The organism is Roseateles sp. P5_E8 (genome assembly GCF_054177665.1).
Genome location: NZ_JBGCUM010000014.1, coordinates 91282 through 108452 on the forward strand (window position 1 = coordinate 91282; position 17171 = coordinate 108452).

Sequence of the window (17171 nt, forward strand, 5' to 3'; positions counted from 1 at the left end):
CCATAATCGCCAAAAAATTCATTACGTTTGATAAGCAAATGACCRCCGTGACCGAACCCGTTGCCGAGGCCCTCCTCGCTGGACTGGAGCTGTTGAGCTTCGCCCGGCACGGTGCCGTGCTGCACATCGCCCTCAACCGGCCCGCCAAGCGCAACGCCCTCAACGACCCGTTGATTGCCCAGTTACACACCGCCTTCCTGCACCTGCCGGAAGACGTGAAGGCCGTATTGATCAGCGGGGAGGGTTCGCATTTCTGCGCCGGGCTCGATCTGTCGGAGCTGGTGCACCGCCAGGTCGATGAGGCCGTGCTGCACTCGCGCAGTTGGCATGCCGCTTTCGATGCCATCCAGTACGGCCGCGTGCCGGTCATCGTGGCGCTGCACGGCGCCGTGGTGGGTGGCGGGTTGGAACTGGCTGCGGCCTGCCACATCCGCGTGGCCGACGACTCGGCCTACTTCGGTTTGCCGGAAGGCCAGCGCGGCATCTTCGTCGGCGGTGGCGGCTCGGTTCGCATCCCGCGCCTGATCGGCGTGGCGCGCATGACGGACATGATGCTCACCGGGCGCGTGCTGGATGCGGACGAGGCGGAGCGGGCCGGGCTGGTGCAGTACCGCACGCCCGCTGGCGACGCGGTTCGGCGAGGCCTGGCGCTCGCGCAGAAGGTCGCGGGCACCGCGCCGATGACGGTCTTCGCGGTCATGCATGCGCTGCCGCGCATCGCGGAGCAAGCGCCGGGCGAAGGTCTGTTCACCGAGTCGCTGATGTCTGCCGTGGCGGCCAGCACCTCGGAAGCGCAGACGGCGCTGCAGGCCTTCCTGCAGGGCAAGGCCGGCAAGGTGCTGAAGGCCTGAGGGCTCAGGCCACGCGTCGCAACTTCAACCACGGCAAAGGACAAGCCATGAAGATTCAAGGACAGGCAGCGCTCGTGACGGGCGGCGGCTCGGGGCTGGGCGAAGCGGTGGCGCTCGAGCTGGCGCGGCAGGGTGCGAAGGTCGCTGTGCTGGACATCAACGCCGCCGGAGCGCAGCGCGTGGCGCAGGACATCGGCGGCCTGGCCTTGCTGTGCGACATCACCGACAGCGCCTCGCTGGAGGCGGCGCTCGACGCCGCCGAGTCCGCCCATGGCCCGGCGCGCATTCTCATGAACATCGCCGGCATCGGCACGGCCAAGCGCGTGATCGGCCGGGACGGCAAGCCGGCGCCGCTGGAAGACTTCGAGCGCGTGGTCCGCATCAACCTGATCGGCACCTACAACGCCGTCCGCCTGGCCGCGGCCCGCATGGCCCGGCAGGACGGCCTGGAGGACGGCGAGCGGGGCGTGATCGTCTGCACCGCCTCGGTGGCCGCGTTCGACGGACAGGTGGGCCAGGAGGCCTACGCGGCGTCCAAGGCCGGCATCGTCGGCATGACGTTGCCGCTGGCGCGGGACCTGGCCCAGCACGGCATACGCGTCTGCACCATCGCGCCGGGCCTGTTCGCCACGCCGCTGCTGAAGGAACTGCCCGAGGAGGTGCAGGCCAGTCTTGCAGGCTCCATCCCGTTCCCGAAGCGCTTGGGCCGCCCTGATGAGTTCGCTTCGCTGGCGGCGCACGTCGTCACCAACGGGCACCTCAACGGCGAGGTGATCCGCCTCGACGGCGCGCTGCGCATGGCGCCGCGCTGAGGCGGCGTCGCAGCGAAAGTCGGCACCTTCACTTCATGACCGCGCCCAAAGACAAAGAGCCCGTGCTGGAAGAAGGGCGGCTGCAGAGCCTCATCGGCTATCGCATCGCCAAGGCACGCCTGGCCACGCAGACGCTGTTCGCCCGCCACATCGGCACCCCGTTCGGCTTGCGGGCGGTCGAGTATTCGCTGCTGATGCTGCTGCACGCGAACCGCGTGCTGACGCCCAAGCAATTGAGCCGCGCCCTGGCGCTGCCTGGGCCCAACCTCACCATCCTGATGGACCGCATGCAGGCGCGCGGGCTCATCGAGCGCGTGCGCAGCGAGGTGGACCGTCGCTCGCAACAGGCGCTGCTGACGCCCGAAGGGCAGGTCCTGGCCCAGCAACTGGACGAGCAGACGCCAGGCGTTGAAAGAGACCTGGACGGGCCTCTCAGCCGCGGCGAGCTCGTGATGCTGGCGGAGCTGCTGGACAAGGTGGCGAACGCCACGCGCGACCGCAGCGCAGACGCCGCCGAATCCGACGACTGATTCGCGGCTCAGCTGAGGTCGATGCCGACGTCGCTCAGGTGTGAGGCGAGCATCTTCTTCACCAGGCGCACGAGCTCCGTTCGTTCAGGCTCGTCCAGCACGCCGAGCAGCATCTCGCTGTGAGCGCAGACCAGCTGACCCGCGCGTTGCCACAGCGCATCGCCTTCCGGCGTCAGCGCCAGCTTGAGATAGCGGCGGTCGGCGCCGTGCTCTTCCCGGGTCACGAACCCGCGGGACACCAGGTCCTGGATCAGCGTCGTGACCTGGGACTTGCGCATCAGCATCGCGCGGGCGATCTCGTTCTGCTCCACCCCTTCGTTGGCCGTGATCAGGCCCAGCATCGTCAACTGCCCCGCGGCCAGATCCAGCTCGCCGACGTAGGCCTCGGCCGACTGCACCGCCATGTTGCGCATGACGCGCGACAGAAAGCCCATGTTGTCCCGCAATACCCCGAGCTTGAGCTGCCGGCGCGGCGTGGGTCGTCTGGGCGTTTTCTGATGAGTCATAACCAAATTATCGAATGGCGCGCCGCTTCGGGGCTGCAGGCAGCTGAGGTCATCGCGCGATGCGGGAAATCACCAACGAGACAGGCGCGGATTCTTGTTGATGTCGACGCGGCAATGGTTCACACTTTAAACAGTTACTAGTTATAAGTAATTCAACGAGACAACATGGACCAACGTCCTCCAGCCCTGCGCCTGCGGGGGATCGTCAAGCGCTACGGCAAGACCGTCGTGCTGGATGGCATTGACCTTGACGTGGCGGACCGCGAAGTGGTCGCCCTCATCGGCCCCTCCGGCTCGGGAAAGTCGACGCTGGTCCGCTGCATCCATCAGCTTACGTCTATCGATGGCGGTGCCGTCTACGTTCACGGCGTGCTGCAGGGCTACGAGCGGCACGGCGACGGCTTGCGTGCGTTGAGCGAGGTGGCCATCGCGGCCCAGCGCCAGCGCATCGGCATGGTGTTCCAGCAGTTCAATCTTTTTCCGCACATGAGCGTGCTTCGCAATGTGATGGAGGGGCCCGTGCAGGTGCTGCGAGAGAACCCGGTCGCGGCCCAGGCCCATGCCGAGGAATTGCTGGACCGCGTCGGCCTGCGGAACAAGAAGGACGCCTATCCACGCCAGTTGTCCGGCGGCCAGCAGCAGCGCGTGGCCATTGCGCGCGCCTTGGCGATGCGGCCGCAGGCGATGCTGTTCGACGAGCCCACCAGCGCCCTCGACCCGGAACTGGTGGGCGAGGTGCTGGCCGTCGTGCAGGACCTGGCAAGGCAAGGCATGACGATGATGGTCGTGACGCATGAAATCCAGTTCGCCCGCGACGTGGCGGATCGCATCGTCTTCATGGAGGCCGGCCGCATCGTCGAGCAGGGCCCGGCGCGCGCCACGATGGCCGCGCCCGCCACCGAGCGGTTGAAGGCCTTCCTGTCGCGATCGGGGCAAGCGGCATGACCGGCGCATCCCCTTTCTCGCTGCTGGAGCAGGCCTGCGAGGACCGCCTGGCACTGGTGCGCAAGCAGCAGCGCCCGGTGGTCGGCTACGTCGGCAACACCGTGCCCGTTGAGTTGATCGTCGCGGCCGGCTGCATGCCGGTGCGCATCGCGCCGGTGCAAGGCGACCCGACGCTGTCGGACCGTTTCATCGAAAGCGTGTCGGACACCGATGTCCGCCTGATCTTCCAGCTCTACTGCAGCGGCGCGCTCGATGCGCTGGACCTGCTCATCGTGCCGCGCTCCACCGAGTCGCAGCACAAGCTCTACCTGGCGCTGCGCGAGGCGCGCCGCGCGGGCGTGACGAGCCACGGCCCCGGCCTCTGGCTCTACGACATCCCCCACACCCAGCGCGCCTCCAGCCATGCCTATGGCGTCACGCGCACCCACGCGCTCTGGCAGGCCTTGGCGGACATCGGCGGCACGACGTGCGACAGCGCCGCGTTGCAGCAAGCCATCCACGCTGCCAACAGGTCGCGCGCGCTGCTGCGCAGGATGCACGATCAGCGGTGGCAACAGCCTGTGTCAGGCCGGCAGGCACACGTCGCCACTGGCGCGCTGCGCTTCATGCCGCCCGACGCAGGGCACGCCGCCTTGCAAGCCTGGCTCGATGCTGGCGGCCCGGCCCCGGTGTCGCCGGGCCCCCGCCTGCTCGTGCGCGGCGTCCCGCAAGACCACGCCGAACTGCACCGGCTCGTCGAGTCGCTGGGCGCGCGCATCGTGGCCGAGGACGACGACTGGGGCTCACGCGCCGGCGACCCGTTGATCTCGGAAGACGCCGAGCCGCTCGAGGCCGTGTTCGAGCATCACTGGCGCGACGTGCCCTGCGTGCGCGTGCATCCCAACCCCGACGCCTGGTTCAAGGCCGCCGTGGCCAGCCCCGGGCTGGACGGCGCGCTGTTCTACCTGCCGCGGCCGGATGACGTCTACGGCTGGTCCTATCCCGGTGACCGCGAACTCGCCGAGCGGCACGGCCTGCCGTCGCTGCTGATCCGCGATGACGCGCGCAAGCCCGAACTGATCAAGCCGGCGCTCCAGGCGTTCATCGCCTCCCTGCCGGCGCGCTGAAAACCATCATGTCCAACGACAAGCAACTCCACTGCACCCAGGCCGTCGGCGACAAGCAGAGGACCTGGTTCGCCGAACTCCGCCGCGACGTCTTCGAACAGAGCAAGCCCTACGCCATCATCAACGCGGACACGCCGCACGACCTCTTCCATGTGATGGGCGTGCCGGTGGTCACCAACCAGTGGTGGGCCGCCGTCGTGGCGGCCAAGCGGCTGTCGCAGGAGTACCTCGATGGCATGAACGAGCTGGGCTACAACGAGAGCCTGTGCCGCTACTGCAGCATCGGCCTGGCCACCAGCAAGATCGACCTCGGCGAACGCGCCCCGTGGGGCGGCCTGCCGCAGCCGGCGCTGTTCTGCGCCCGTGTGACCTGCGACTGCATGCAGCGCATCTTCCAGCAGTGGGCGGACCTGATGGCCGCGCCGTTCTTCGCGCTCGAAGCGCCGGGCTCCAGCGTGCTGCCGGCCAACTGGTGGGAGCTGTCCCGCCACCGCTGGGCCGAGCTGTGCGAGCCCGAGCGCCTGGACCTGGCCGTGTCCGAACTGCGCCAGCTCATCCAAGTGCTGGAGCGCATCAGCGGCCGTGCCTTCGATGAAAACGCGCTGCGCGCCTTCCTGCAGCGCGTGAACCAGCAGGAAGAGTATTTCGAGGAGGCTCGCCAGTTGATCGCCGACGCGCCCAAGAGCCCCGTGCGCATCGGCGAGCAGATCACCAACGTGATGGCCACGCAGTGGCACCGCGGCAGCGAATGGGCGCTGAACCATGCGCGCCAGTTCAGGGACGAAGTCAAGGCGCGGGTGGAGGCCGGCATCGCCGCCTGCCCGGGCGAGCGCAAGCGCCTGATGTGGGTGGGCGCCGGGCTCTGGCACAACACGGCCTTCTACAACGCCTTCGAGGAAAGCCACGGCGCGGTGTTCGCCTGGTCGATGTACCTGCCCTTCGGCCCCGACTGGTACATCCGCTACGGCCTGGACGACCCGCTGCGCGCACTGGCCAGCCGCGTCGTGTCGATGAACGAGGTGCTGCACAACCCGCCGTATGCGCCGTCATGGATCGTGCGCGAGGCCAGGCGCAGCCGCATCGACGGCGCCGTCGTCCTGATGCCCAAGGGCTGCCGCCCCGCGGCGTCGGGCAAGTTGTTCATCGCCAATGCGCTGGAGAAGGCCGGCATTCCCGCGCTCATGATCGAGTCGGACATGGTGGACGGCCGCGACTGGGACGAAGCCGCCATGCAGGCCCGCATGGCGCAATTTATCGAGGAGCGCCTGTGAGCAAGAACGACATCACCCTGCTGATGGTCGGCGACATCATCCTGGACGAGCCGGAACCCGGCCTGCTGTTCGACCCCTGCCGCGCGGTGCTCGCTGCGGGCGACGTCGTCATCGGCCATGTCGAGGTGCCGCACACCCGACGCGGCGTCGAGCAGAGCACCGACATCCCTGCGCCGCCCGCCGATCCCGCCAACCTCAAGGCCCTGGCGCAGGCCGGCTTCCACGTCGCCACGCTCGCCGGCAATCACATCGCCGACTGCGGCCCGGCCGGCATCCTGGACACCGCGAGGACGCTGCAGGACCTGGGCATCGCGACAACGGGCGCCGATGCCAACCTGGCCTGGGCCCGCAAGCCGGCCATCGTCAAGCACAAGGACTTGCGCATCGGCGTGCTGAGCTACAACTGCGTCGGCCCGCGCGAGTCCTGGGCCACGTCGAAGAAGGCGGGCTGCGCCTACGTCAAGGTGCTGACCCATTACGAGCTGGACTACGCCAGCCCCGGCGGCCCGCCGAACATCTACACCTTCGCCGCGCCCGACAGTCTGGCGGCCATGGAGGATGACATCGTGGCCCTGCGCCGGGCGGTGGACGTCGTCGTCGTCGCCCTCCACAAGGGCGTGGGCCACACGCCCGCCAAGATCGAGATGTACGAAGGCCCCGTCAGCCGCGCAGCCATCGATGCCGGCGCCGACGTCGTCATCGGCCACCACGCCCACATCCTGCGCGGCATCGAGCTCTACCGCGGCAAGCCCATCTACCACGGCCTCGGCAACTTCGTCACCGTCACGCGCGCGCTGTCCGTCAGCGGCAACGACAGCCCCGAGCGCCTGGCCTGGGCCAAGCGCCGGCAGAAGCTGTTCGGCTTTGCGCCCGACCCTTCGATGCCGACCTATCCCTTCCATCCGGAAAGCCGCAACACGGCCATCGCCAGCTGCCGCATCAAGCCCGGCGGCGAGATCGCGCCGGGCCTCGTCCCCTGCTACATCGACAGCGATGCGCGGCCCGTGCCATTGACGCGCTCGGGCGGCGGCGAAGCGGTGGTCGAGTACATCCGCGGCATCTCGCGCGCGGCTGGCCTGCCTGTGCGCCTTGAGTGGCAGGGCGAGGACTGGGTCGCCGTGCTGTCCGCCTGAACGAACCCCGGAGCTCCCTTGCGAACCAACACGGACAACCTGCCACGCCCGCTCGAGGGCGTGACCATCCTCGACCTGACCACCGCGCTGGCCGGCCCCTACGCCACCCTGCTGCTGGCCGGCCTCGGCGCGCGCGTCATCAAGATCGAGAACCCCAAGGTGCCCGACACCGCACGCAACAACGCGCCCTTCCTGGGCCGCGACGGCGTGGCCATGGTGCGCCGGCATGACGACGACATGTCCCTCGCCATCATGGAGCGTGCCCGCAACAAGCAGTCCATCACGCTCAACCTGAAGGACCCTAAGGGCAGGGCCCTGTTCGAGAAGCTGGTGGCCAAGGCCGATGCCGTCGTCGAGAACTTCAGCGCCGGCACGGCCGACCGCCTCGGCACCGGCTATGCCGCCTGCGCGGCCATCAACCCGCGCATCGTCTACACCTCCATCAGCGGCTTCGGCGCCAACATGGTGTCGCGCCAGAACAAGGCCATGGACACCATCGTCCAGGCGCTCTCCGGTTTGATGATGACCTCGGGCGACGCCGGCTCACCGCCCGTGCGCGTGGGCGTCCCGTTCGGCGACCTGACGGCACCACTCTTCGCCGTCATCGGCACGTTGGCCGCGCTGATGCAGGCGCGCGCCACGGGGCAGGGCCAGCACGTGGACGTGTCGCTGCTGGGCGCCATCACGGCGCTCGTGGCTTCCGAGCCTTTCGAGGTGATGCGCAAGGCCGGGCAGCAGACCCGCTCCGGCAACACCATGCCGCGCCTGGCACCGTTCGGCGTGTTTGCCACGCAGGACGGCTATGTGGCTGTCTGCGCACCCACCGACGGTTTCGCCAACGCCTTGTTCAAAGCGATGGGCCAGCCGCACCTCGCCGACGACCTGCGCTTCGCCAGCCGCGACCAGCGCGTGCAGCACAGCAGCGAACTGCATCGCCTGCTCCAGGTATGGATGAGCACCGTGTCCACCGACGATGCCGTGGAAGCCCTGGAGGCCGCCGGCGTGCCGTCGGGCCGCGTGCGCGACCCCGGCGAGGCCACGCGCGACGAGCGGCTGCTCGCCCGCGGCGAGACCGAGCGCATCGAGCACCCGGTCTATGGCGCGGTGGACGACATCATCGTCGGCGGTCTGCCCATCCGCATGACGGGCGCGTTTGCGGGCTTCGACAGGCCGGCGCCGAACCTCGGCGAGCACAACGGCGCCATCTACGGCGAACTGCTTGGCCTGGACGCCGCCGAGCTCGGTGCGCTCAGCGCCGAGGGCGTGATCTGACCATGGCCGCCCGCTTGCTGCTCCTGCTGGCGCTGGCTGCATGGCAGCCGCTCGCCTGGGCCGCGGGCCTGGCCGCGCCCGACCCGCGTGCGCCGCTGTATGCGCAACTGCCGGCGGAGATCCGCAAGGCCGGCGTGCTGCGCTTCGTCGGCGACTCGCATCCGCCCTACCGCATCGTCAGCGACGACCGCCGCATCAGCGACGGCATCGAGCCCGACATGGCGCGTGCGCTGGAGAAGCTGCTCGGCGTGCCCATCCATCACCACGTCGTGAACAGCCTGTCTGCCACGCTGGCCGGCCTGGAAGCGGGCCGCTACGACGTGGCCCTCGGCCCCGGTGTTGCGACGGAGGCTCGCCAGAAACGCTTCGACGGCGTGTCGTGGATGACCACCCGCCCGTCCTTCGTCTACCCCAACGACAAGCCCAGGCGCTACGCCCAGGTCACCGACCTCTGTGGTCGCAAGGTCTCCTACGTCGCCGGCAGCGTCACCGAGCGCGTCTTGAACCGGCTCATCGATTTCTGCGAGAAGCAGGGATTGCCGCCGGCCATCCACGTGCCGCTGGTGGACACCAACATGACCCTCGTGGCGACACAGGCCGGGCGCTCGGAGCTTGCCGGCATGACGCTGACGGCCGCGCTCCACGCCGTGCACGAGAACGGCGACCGCTTCGGCATGTACAGCGACGCGGGCGGCAGCCTGGGCCAGGACGTCCTCAGCCTCTTTATCACCAAGCGCTCGGGCCTCGGGCCGGTGATGCTGGCGGCGATGAACGCGTTGATCGACAGCGGCGAATACGACCGCATCACCAACCACTGGGGCGTCTCGGCCGTGCGGGTGGCGAAGTCGCAATTGAACGTCGCGAAGTGATGAGAGGACACCACAGACCATGAACACCGCCTCGCCCGAATTCCTCAACTCCCCGCACGACGACGTGGCCCTCGCCAAGCCGCGCCTGCGTGTCGGGCGCTGGGTCGCCAACGCGCTCGTTGCCGGCGTCACGCTGCAGGTGGTGTGGTTCCTCGCCACCAACCCGCGGTTCGAGTGGAGCGTCGTCGCCGAGTTCCTCACCGCCAAGGCCGTGCTGCACGGTCTGGGCATCAGCATCCTGCTGACCTTCTTCGGCATGACGCTGGGCACCGTGCTGGGCACGCTGCTCGCGCTGATGAAGCTCGGCCGCTTCGCGACCGGCCGTGCGGTGGCGGGCTTCTACACCTGGCTTTTCCGCGGCACGCCGCTGCTGATCCAACTGCTGTTTTGGTACAACCTGGCGTACCTGATCCCGCGCATCGGCATTCCCTTCGGCCCGGACTGGGACACCAACGAGCTGATCACGCCCTTCATCGCGGCGGTGCTCGGGCTGGCGCTCAACGAGGCGGCCTACATGGCCGAAATCATGCGGGCGGGCATCCTGTCGGTGGACAGCGGCCAGCACGACGCGGCGCGTGCGCTGGGCTTTACGCCGGCGCGTTCGTTCTGGCGCATCGTCTTTCCGCAGGCCATGCGCATCGTGCTGCCACCGGCGGGAAGCCAGGTCATCGGCATGTTGAAGGGCACCTCGCTCGTCAGCGTCATCGCCATCACCGACCTGCTGTTCTCGGTGCAGACCATCTACAACCGCAACTTCAAGGTCGTGCCGCTGCTGCTGGTGGCCATGGTCTGGTACCTGTTCGTGTTCAGCCTGCTGTCGCTGCTGCAGCGGCGCATGGAAGCCCATTTCTCGCGTGGCCATGCCGTGCAGGCAGCCGAACTGGCCACAGACAAGGAGGCGCCATGACTTCGCTTCGCGGTGCGCCGCGCCATGCCTTCGCCATGCGCCGTCGCCGATGGCGACGCTCCGTCGCCTTTCTGACCGCCAACCGCTAACCCCCCAGCGCCCTGCCGCAGAACCCCGCTCGACCGGGGAGGGGCGGAGCCTTGCCTAAAAACATCCAGGAGACCGCATGAACCCCACTCGCACATCCATCCTTCCCGCACTCCGGCCCACCTGCATTGCCGTGCTGGCGCTGCTGTCGCAAGCCACGGCGCAGGCGCAATTGACAGACGCCGCGAAGGCCGAGAAGGCTGAAGAGAAGGAGCAGCTGCAAACGGTCGTCGTCACCGGCAGCCGCATCCGCGGCGTCGTGCCGGTGGGCGCGGTCGTCAACGCGCTGTCCCGCGAGGACATCGAGACCTCCGGCGCCACGACGACGGCGCAGCTCGTGCAGCAGCTGCCGCAGGTGTTCAACCTGGGCGTGTCGGAGAACTCGCGCGGCCAGACCGGCGGCTCGCAGAACATCACCTACGGCTCGGCCATCAACCTGCGCGGCATCGGCCCGTTCGCGACGCTGGTGCTGATCAACGGCCACCGCTCGGTGGGACAGGGCACCGTGGCGGCGGCGGTGGATCCGTCCATCCTGCCGTCGCTGGCGCTGGAGCGCGTCGAGATCGTCGCCGACGGCGCTTCCGCACTGTACGGCTCGGACGCCATTGCCGGCGTGGCCAACCTCATCATGCGGCGCAACGAGAACGGCGCGCAGGGCTATGTGCGGTTCGGCGCGGGTGACCGCTACCACGAGCGCCAGATCGGCGGCCTCTTCGGCCACAAGTGGAGCGGCGGCCAGATCACCATCACCTTCGAGAACACGCTGCGCAGCGCCCTCAACGGCCAGGACCGCGACTTCTTCAGCGGCAATCTGACCTCGCAAGGCGGCGGCGACTTCCGCGCCACGCAGTGCGCACCGGGCAACATCGTCATCGCTGGCGTCACCTACCCCATCCCGGCCGGCGGCGTGACGACAGCCAACGCCAGTTCCCTCGTCGCCGGCACGGCCAACAAGTGCGACAACCTGAGGTACGCCGACCTGCTGCCGCGCCAGGAGCGCAACAGCGTGGCGTTCACGTTCAACCAGAAGTTGTCCGACACGGTCAGCATCTACGCCGACGGCCTCGCCTCGCGTCGCGAGTACGCGATCCGCCCGCAGGCCACCGCCTCCACCCTGAACGTGCCCGCCACCAACCCGTTCTACGTGCGTCCCCCGGGCGCGCCGGCCGGCACGTCCGAGACCGTCGCCTATTCCTTCGCGAACGAGCTGCCGCTGAACACGAACACGGGCAAGTCCTCCACCTTGCAAGGCACCCTCGGTGTCGACGTGAAGGTCTTCGGCGACTGGACCGCTGGCGCGATGGTCACCCGCGGCGACAACCGCGACATCAACATGAACACCCGCGGCCTGAACAACGCCGCCGTCGGCCCGGCACTGGCCGACACCAACCCCGCCACGGCCCTCAACGTGTTCGGCGGCAAGAACAACCCGGCCACGCTCGAGGCCATTTCCAACCAGGTCGACTACGCGCCGGGCAACACCACCTTCGACAACATCGTCGCCAAGGCCGACGGGTCATTGTTCGAACTGCCGGGCGGCAAGCTGCGCGCGGCCGTCGGCCTGGAATGGCAACGGGTGAAGAGCGTCGGCGGCCAGACGCGCGGCCCCGCCGCCAACCCGGTCAAGTTTGAAGTCGAGTTGAACCGCACCGTGAAGTCGGCGTATGCCGAACTGCTGGTGCCCATCGTCGGCGAGCGCAACGAGCTGCCCGGGGTCCGCCGCCTGGCCCTGAGCCTCGCGGCTCGCACGGACCGCTACAGCGACGTCGGCGGCACCACCAACCCGAAGGTCGGCATGACCTGGGAGCCCGTCAAGGACTTCTCGCTGCGCGGCAGCTACGGCGAATCCTTCCGCGCGCCGGGCCTCACGCAGATCACCCCGTTCACCAACGGCGGCCGGGGCGGCCTGTACGTGCAGAACTATTCCGACCCCACCAACGGCGGCGCGCTGCGTGTCGGCGTCGCACTGTCGGGCCCCAACCCCGGGCTGACGCCGGAAACGTCCAAGACCAAGACGCTGGGCCTCGACTGGCAGCCGGTGAGCGGCACCAAGCTGAGCCTGACCTGGTTTGACATCGCCTACAACAACCAGGTGGTCAGCTACCTGTCGGACCTGACCATCCTGAACCGCGAGCCCGCCTTCGCCGGCACGCCCGTCATCCAGCGCAACCCGTCCGCCGCCACGGTCGCGCAACTGATCGCCACCTACCCGCTGTCCGCCGGCGTGCTGCCCACCACCTGGACGCTGTTCGCCGATGGCCGCAACTACAACCTCGGCCGCTCCCAGACCAACGGCTACGACTTCCAGGCCACCAGCCGCATCTCCACGCAGGGCATGGGTGACTTCCTGCTCGGCCTCAACGGCACGGTGTTCACGAAGTACATGGTGGCGCAGACGCCGGCCGGCGCGTTGGTCGACCAGCTCAACAACATCTACAACCCGCTGAAGTTCAAGGCGCGCGCGTCGCTGGGGTGGGCGCTGGGGCAATGGCAGACGAACCTCGCCTTCACCTACCTGAACGCCTACAACAACAACCTGACGACGCCCGTGCAGAAGGTGGCCGCGAGCACGACGATGGATGCGCGCCTGGCCTATGCCTTCGAGACCGACGGGCCGCTGAAAGATGCAACGGTGGCCATCGGTGCGGTCAACCTGTTCGACAAGAAGCCGCCTTTCGTCAACGTGGCGCAGAGCCCCAACGGCGGCGGCGGTTTCGACCCGACGCTGACCAGCCCGGTGGGCCGCATCCTTTCCATCTCGCTGGACAAACGCTTCTGAAGATGAAGGCATTGAAGCCGCTGCGCTGTGTAGTGCTGGCCGTCGTGTTCGCTGCGGCGAATGCCGCGGCGCAGCCCGCGCCTTTCGGCCAGTACCGCCCGGCGCCGGCCTATGCCGAGACGGTGACGACCTCGCTCTATCTGCCGATGCGCGACGGCGTGCGGCTGGCCGTCAGCATCTCGCGGCCGGCCCAGGGCGGGCGGGCGGTCGACGGCCGGTTTCCCGTCATCTGGCAGCACACGCTCGGCATTTCCGGCCCCGGCGCGGACGGCGGGCCCGTCGGCGACACCCCGCGCGGCTACCGCGAACTGGGCACTCTCGTGCGCCAGGGCTATGTCGTCGTGCAGGTGGCGCGGCGCGGGCACGGGCCGTCCTTCGGCAAGCGCCGCGGCTACAACGACCGCACCGAGGCCTATGACGCCTATGAGGTCATCGACTGGCTCGCGGCGCAGCCATGGTCCACCGGCGATATCGGCGTCTACGGCTGCTCCAACACGGGCGACGCGGCCATGCATGCCGTGACCGCCGCCCACCCGCGCCTGAAAGCCGCGTGGGCGGGCTGCTTCTCCTGGGAGAAGTACGACGGCTTCCTGCGCGGCGGCATCTTCGCCAACTGGGGCACGGGGCCCGAGCGCACGGTGGCTGAGGACCTGGCCAACACGCCCGTGCAGGGCGATGAATCCAAGGTGCTGCTGCACCAGGCCGCGCAGGAACACCAGGGCGCCACCGTGCTGCGCAAGATGTGGGAGGGCATGCCCTACCGCGACGATGACGCGGAGGGCGTCGGCTCGCGCTTCTGGTACGAAGGCAGTGTCGCCAGCTACCTGCCGCAGCTGCGCGCCTCCGGCACCGCCGTCTACGTGCAGGGTGGCTGGCGCGACGACCTGCGCGGCCAGGGCCTGCTCGCCTGGGCCAACCTGAGCGGCGCCCGCCTCGTCGTCGGGCCCTGGGGCCATTGCGAGAACGGCGACTTCGACCTGCTGTCGGAGATGCAGCGCTTCTTCGACCAGCACCTGAAGCGCCTCGACACCGGGCTGCCTGGCCTGGACCCGGTGCACTACTTCACTGTCAACGCGCCGGCCGGCCAGGCCTGGAAGTCGGCCAGGCGCTGGCCCGTGCCGGGCAGCACGCCGGTCCGGTTCTTCCTCGCGGGCGGGGAGCTGGCAGCGCAGCCCCCCGCGCGAGCGTCGAGCGTGAGCTTCGAGGTTCGCCACGACATCGATTGCCCGGCCATGCCGAGGCCCGCCAACGGCCTGATGACGGGCTGGCCGCCTTGCCCGCAGGAGAACGCCGGCCCGCGCTTCATCACCGCGCCACTGGCGACCGACACCGAGGTGACCGGCGACGCGGTGGCGGACCTCTGGATCTCGTCGACCACGTCCGATGCCAATGTGTTCGTCTACCTGGAAGACGTGGCGCCCGATGGCCGCGTGCAGCAGGTCACCGATGCGCGGCTGAAGGCGTCGCTGCGCCAGCCCGCCAAGCCGGCCTACGAGAACTTCGGCCTGCCGTACCAGCGCGCGCACCGCGAGGACGCGCAGCCGCTGAAGCCCGGCGAAACCGTGCAGATGCGCTTTGCCTTCCTGCCGATCTCGCACCTGTTCAAGGCCGGCCACCGCCTGCGCGTGTCGGTCGCGGGTGCGGACTACCGCGAGCGCAATCTCAAGCCCGTCGTGCCGGCGCCGGTGCTGACGATCCTGAGCAAGTCCTCCGTCACCTTGCCCATCGTCCGGCCCGCCGTGCCGGCCGACACCACCCAGGGCAAGCTGCCGGACGGCACGCCCTACCGCATCGACGTGCCTTTGAGGTGGAACGGCACCGTGCTGGTGGGGCTGGACTACGCCGGCCGCGACCCCATGGCGCCGGACGACGGTGAAACCACGAATCGCGCGCTGATGGCCGCCGGCTACGCGCTCGCGGGCACGACGCGCACCATCACCGGCTGGGCCATCCACAAGTCGGCCGAGAACGCCGTCCGCACGCTGGACCTGTTCGAAGCCCGCTACGGCAAGCCCAGGCATGCCGTTCAGTTCGGCAGTTCGCAGGGTGGGCACACGGCCGCCGTCTCGGTGCAGGCCTATCCCTCGCGGTGGAGCGGCGCGCTGGCGCAGTGCGCCGGTTTGGCCGGCTCCATCGGCCAGTGGCATGCGAAGTCCGATGCGCTCTTCGCGGCCAAGGCGCTGCTGGCGCCCGGCTCCGACCTGCCGGTCGTCGGCATTCCCAAGGATTGGCGCACGACCGCCTTGCCGGCCTGGCAGAGCGTGCTGGCCGAGGCGCGCCAGACGCCCCAGGGGCGCGCCCGCGTCGCCCTCGCCGCCATGCTGGGCCAGCTGCCCGACTGGGCCGACGCGGCCGTGCCACCTCCGCGGCGCGACGACCTGAACGCGCGCGAGGCGGGGCTGGGCGACAGCCTCGCCCTCGCGCCGCCGCGTGGGCTGATCGGGCAGGCCATGAGCAGCCGTTCGCAGATCGAGGCGCTGGCGGGCGGCAACATCACGGCGAACGTCGGCGTGGACTATGCGCGGGTGCTGCGGGTGGCCGACGTCGATGGCCTGGTAGCTCGGCTGTACCAGCGCGCCGGCCTGGATCTCGCCGCCGACCTGGGCCGGCTGGCGCGTGCGCCGCGAGTGGTCGCGGACCCGCAGGCCGTCGCCTACATGGCGACGGGCGTATTCGATGGCCGGCTGCAGGTACCCGTGCTGACGCTCAGCGGCATCGGCGACGCCATCTCGGGCATCGCCGCGCAGCAGGCCTACGAGAGCGTCGTGCAGGCCGCCGGCAAATCAGCGCTGCTGCGCCAGACTTACGTCGAGAGCGCGGGGCATTGCGGCTTCAAGCCCGCAGAGACCGTGGCTGCCGTGCAGACGCTGATGCGGCGCATCGAGACCGGCGCCTGGCCGCGCACCGACGCCGCCGCCATGAACCAGGCCGCCGCAGCCACGGGCCTCGGCGACTCGCGCTTCATCGTCTTCGTGCCGCCACCGTTCGCGCGCCCGTTCACGGCCTGCGATCTGCAGGCTACGGGCGCCGACCCCGTTCACGCTGAAGGCCAGGCATTGCCCGTCTGCCGTGCACTCAAGAGAGGAAAACAGTGAAGAGCTTCAGACTTGCCGCCCTATTGACGTTGGCACTTGCCATCACCAGCGCAGTTGCGCAGGACGCCCCCTATGTCACCCCCGACACGCCGCTCGGCACCGGCCGGCATCCCGCAGTGATGCTGGCCGAACCGACACTGCCGACGCACACGGTCTACCGGCCCAAGGCCCTCGCCACGCTGGGCGACGAGAAGCTGCCCGTCGTCGTGTGGGGCAACGGGGCCTGCGTGAACACCGGCAACCGCTTCCGCCACTTCCTCACCGAGATCGCGTCGCACGGCTTCCTGGTGGTGGCGCTCGGCCCCATTGGGCCCGCCGAAGTGGAAAGCTCGGCCGGCGGCATGCGCGCCATCTCGCGCGGCCAGCCCGCAGCCGGTTCACCCGCCGCGGTGATGGCCGCGGGCGGGCGTCTGCTGCAGCTCACGCCGGGCGTCATGCCGCCGCCCTACACGACGGCCAACCAGTTCATCGACGCCATCGACTGGGCCATCGCCGAGAACCAGCGCGCCGGCAGCCCGCTGGCGGGGCGCATCGACACCCAGGCCATCGCCGTGATGGGCCAGTCCTGCGGCGGCCTCCAGGCCATCGATGCCGCACGCGACCGGCGCGTCAAGGCGCTGGGCGTCTGGAACAGCGGGCTGTTTCCCGAGGACGGCCGCGCCTGGCAGATCGCAGCCGCCCGCTTCACCAAGGCCGACCTGGGCCGGCTGCACACGCCGGCCCTCTACGTGAGCGGCGACCCGTCGGACATTGCCTTCGCCAACGCCGACGACGACTTCGACCGCATCGCAGGCGTGCCCGTCGTGCGCGCCTGGCGCGACAAGACCGGCCACGGCGGCACCTACAACGAGAGCCACGGCGGCGCCTTCGGCCCCGTGGGCGTCGCCTGGCTGCGCTGGCAGCTGAAAGGCGATGACGCCGCCGCCCGCATGTTCACGGGCGAACGCTGTGGCCTGTGCACGCAGCCGGAGTGGCACGTCCGCAAGAAGCGGCTCGACTGAAATCGCC

Annotated in this window: 14 protein-coding genes; 13 read left to right on the plus strand and 1 reads right to left on the minus strand. The window is 69.3% G+C overall.

All coding sequences use genetic code 11. The features are described from left to right. Positions 1-38: 38 nt before the first annotated feature. The 3 genes from ACXRVZ_RS10935 to ACXRVZ_RS10945 are packed head-to-tail and all read left to right on the plus strand — an operon-like array spanning position 39 to position 2193. Positions 39-851 (plus strand): crotonase/enoyl-CoA hydratase family protein, encoded by an 813-nt coding sequence (locus tag ACXRVZ_RS10935; protein WP_458232418.1) that lies wholly within the window; start codon positions 39-41, stop codon positions 849-851. 47 nt (positions 852-898) lie between these two features. Further along, positions 899-1663 carry an SDR family NAD(P)-dependent oxidoreductase gene (locus ACXRVZ_RS10940; RefSeq protein WP_457419358.1) on the plus strand — a complete coding sequence of 255 codons (765 nt, stop codon included), beginning with the start codon at positions 899-901 and terminating at the stop codon, positions 1661-1663. A gap of 35 nt (positions 1664-1698) precedes the next feature. Next, the gene (locus ACXRVZ_RS10945) at positions 1699-2193 is read left to right on the plus strand and encodes a MarR family winged helix-turn-helix transcriptional regulator (RefSeq protein ID WP_457419360.1); all 495 of its coding nucleotides are present in this window, start codon (positions 1699-1701) and stop codon (positions 2191-2193) included. An 8-nt stretch (positions 2194-2201) separates the two neighbouring features. Here ACXRVZ_RS10945 and ACXRVZ_RS10950 read toward each other — a convergent pair whose 3' ends face one another. Continuing rightward, positions 2202-2699 (minus strand): MarR family winged helix-turn-helix transcriptional regulator, encoded by a 498-nt coding sequence (locus tag ACXRVZ_RS10950; RefSeq protein ID WP_457419362.1) that lies wholly within the window; start codon positions 2697-2699, stop codon positions 2202-2204. Positions 2700-2864: 165 nt separating this feature from the next. Here ACXRVZ_RS10950 and ACXRVZ_RS10955 point away from each other — a divergent pair, with 165 nt between their 5' ends. From ACXRVZ_RS10955 to ACXRVZ_RS11000, 10 genes are all read left to right on the plus strand, one after another. Further along, complete coding sequence (locus tag ACXRVZ_RS10955; protein WP_457419364.1) at positions 2865-3644, plus strand: amino acid ABC transporter ATP-binding protein; 780 nt, start codon at positions 2865-2867, stop codon at positions 3642-3644. After that, on the plus strand, positions 3641-4750 hold the full coding sequence (locus tag ACXRVZ_RS10960) for a 2-hydroxyacyl-CoA dehydratase (RefSeq protein WP_457419366.1): 1110 nt from the start codon (positions 3641-3643) through the stop codon (positions 4748-4750). The genes ACXRVZ_RS10955 and ACXRVZ_RS10960 overlap by 4 nt, the downstream gene beginning before the upstream one ends. Before the next feature lie 8 nt (positions 4751-4758). After that, complete coding sequence (locus ACXRVZ_RS10965) at positions 4759-6021, plus strand: 2-hydroxyacyl-CoA dehydratase subunit D (protein ID WP_457419368.1); 1263 nt, start codon at positions 4759-4761, stop codon at positions 6019-6021. Next, positions 6018-7154, plus strand: coding sequence for a CapA family protein (locus ACXRVZ_RS10970; RefSeq protein WP_457419370.1), 1137 nt, complete (start codon positions 6018-6020; stop codon positions 7152-7154). Before ACXRVZ_RS10965 ends, ACXRVZ_RS10970 begins: the two co-directional genes overlap by 4 nt. A gap of 18 nt (positions 7155-7172) precedes the next feature. Then, positions 7173-8426: a CaiB/BaiF CoA transferase family protein gene (locus tag ACXRVZ_RS10975; RefSeq protein ID WP_457419372.1), complete on the plus strand. Its 1254-nt coding sequence runs from the start codon at positions 7173-7175 to the stop codon at positions 8424-8426. Between the two features lie 2 nt (positions 8427-8428). Next, positions 8429-9295: a transporter substrate-binding domain-containing protein gene (locus ACXRVZ_RS10980; protein WP_457419374.1), complete on the plus strand. Its 867-nt coding sequence runs from the start codon at positions 8429-8431 to the stop codon at positions 9293-9295. 19 nt (positions 9296-9314) lie between these two features. Further along, the gene (locus ACXRVZ_RS10985; RefSeq protein ID WP_457419376.1) at positions 9315-10202 is read left to right on the plus strand and encodes an amino acid ABC transporter permease; all 888 of its coding nucleotides are present in this window, start codon (positions 9315-9317) and stop codon (positions 10200-10202) included. 166 nt (positions 10203-10368) lie between these two features. Further along, positions 10369-13068 (plus strand): TonB-dependent receptor plug domain-containing protein, encoded by a 2700-nt coding sequence (locus ACXRVZ_RS10990; protein WP_457419378.1) that lies wholly within the window; start codon positions 10369-10371, stop codon positions 13066-13068. A 2-nt stretch (positions 13069-13070) separates the two neighbouring features. Further along, the gene (locus ACXRVZ_RS10995) at positions 13071-16163 is read left to right on the plus strand and encodes a CocE/NonD family hydrolase (RefSeq protein WP_457419380.1); all 3093 of its coding nucleotides are present in this window, start codon (positions 13071-13073) and stop codon (positions 16161-16163) included. Next, the gene (locus tag ACXRVZ_RS11000; protein ID WP_457419382.1) at positions 16160-17164 is read left to right on the plus strand and encodes an alpha/beta hydrolase; all 1005 of its coding nucleotides are present in this window, start codon (positions 16160-16162) and stop codon (positions 17162-17164) included. The genes ACXRVZ_RS10995 and ACXRVZ_RS11000 overlap by 4 nt, the downstream gene beginning before the upstream one ends. Positions 17165-17171 lie beyond the last annotated feature (7 nt).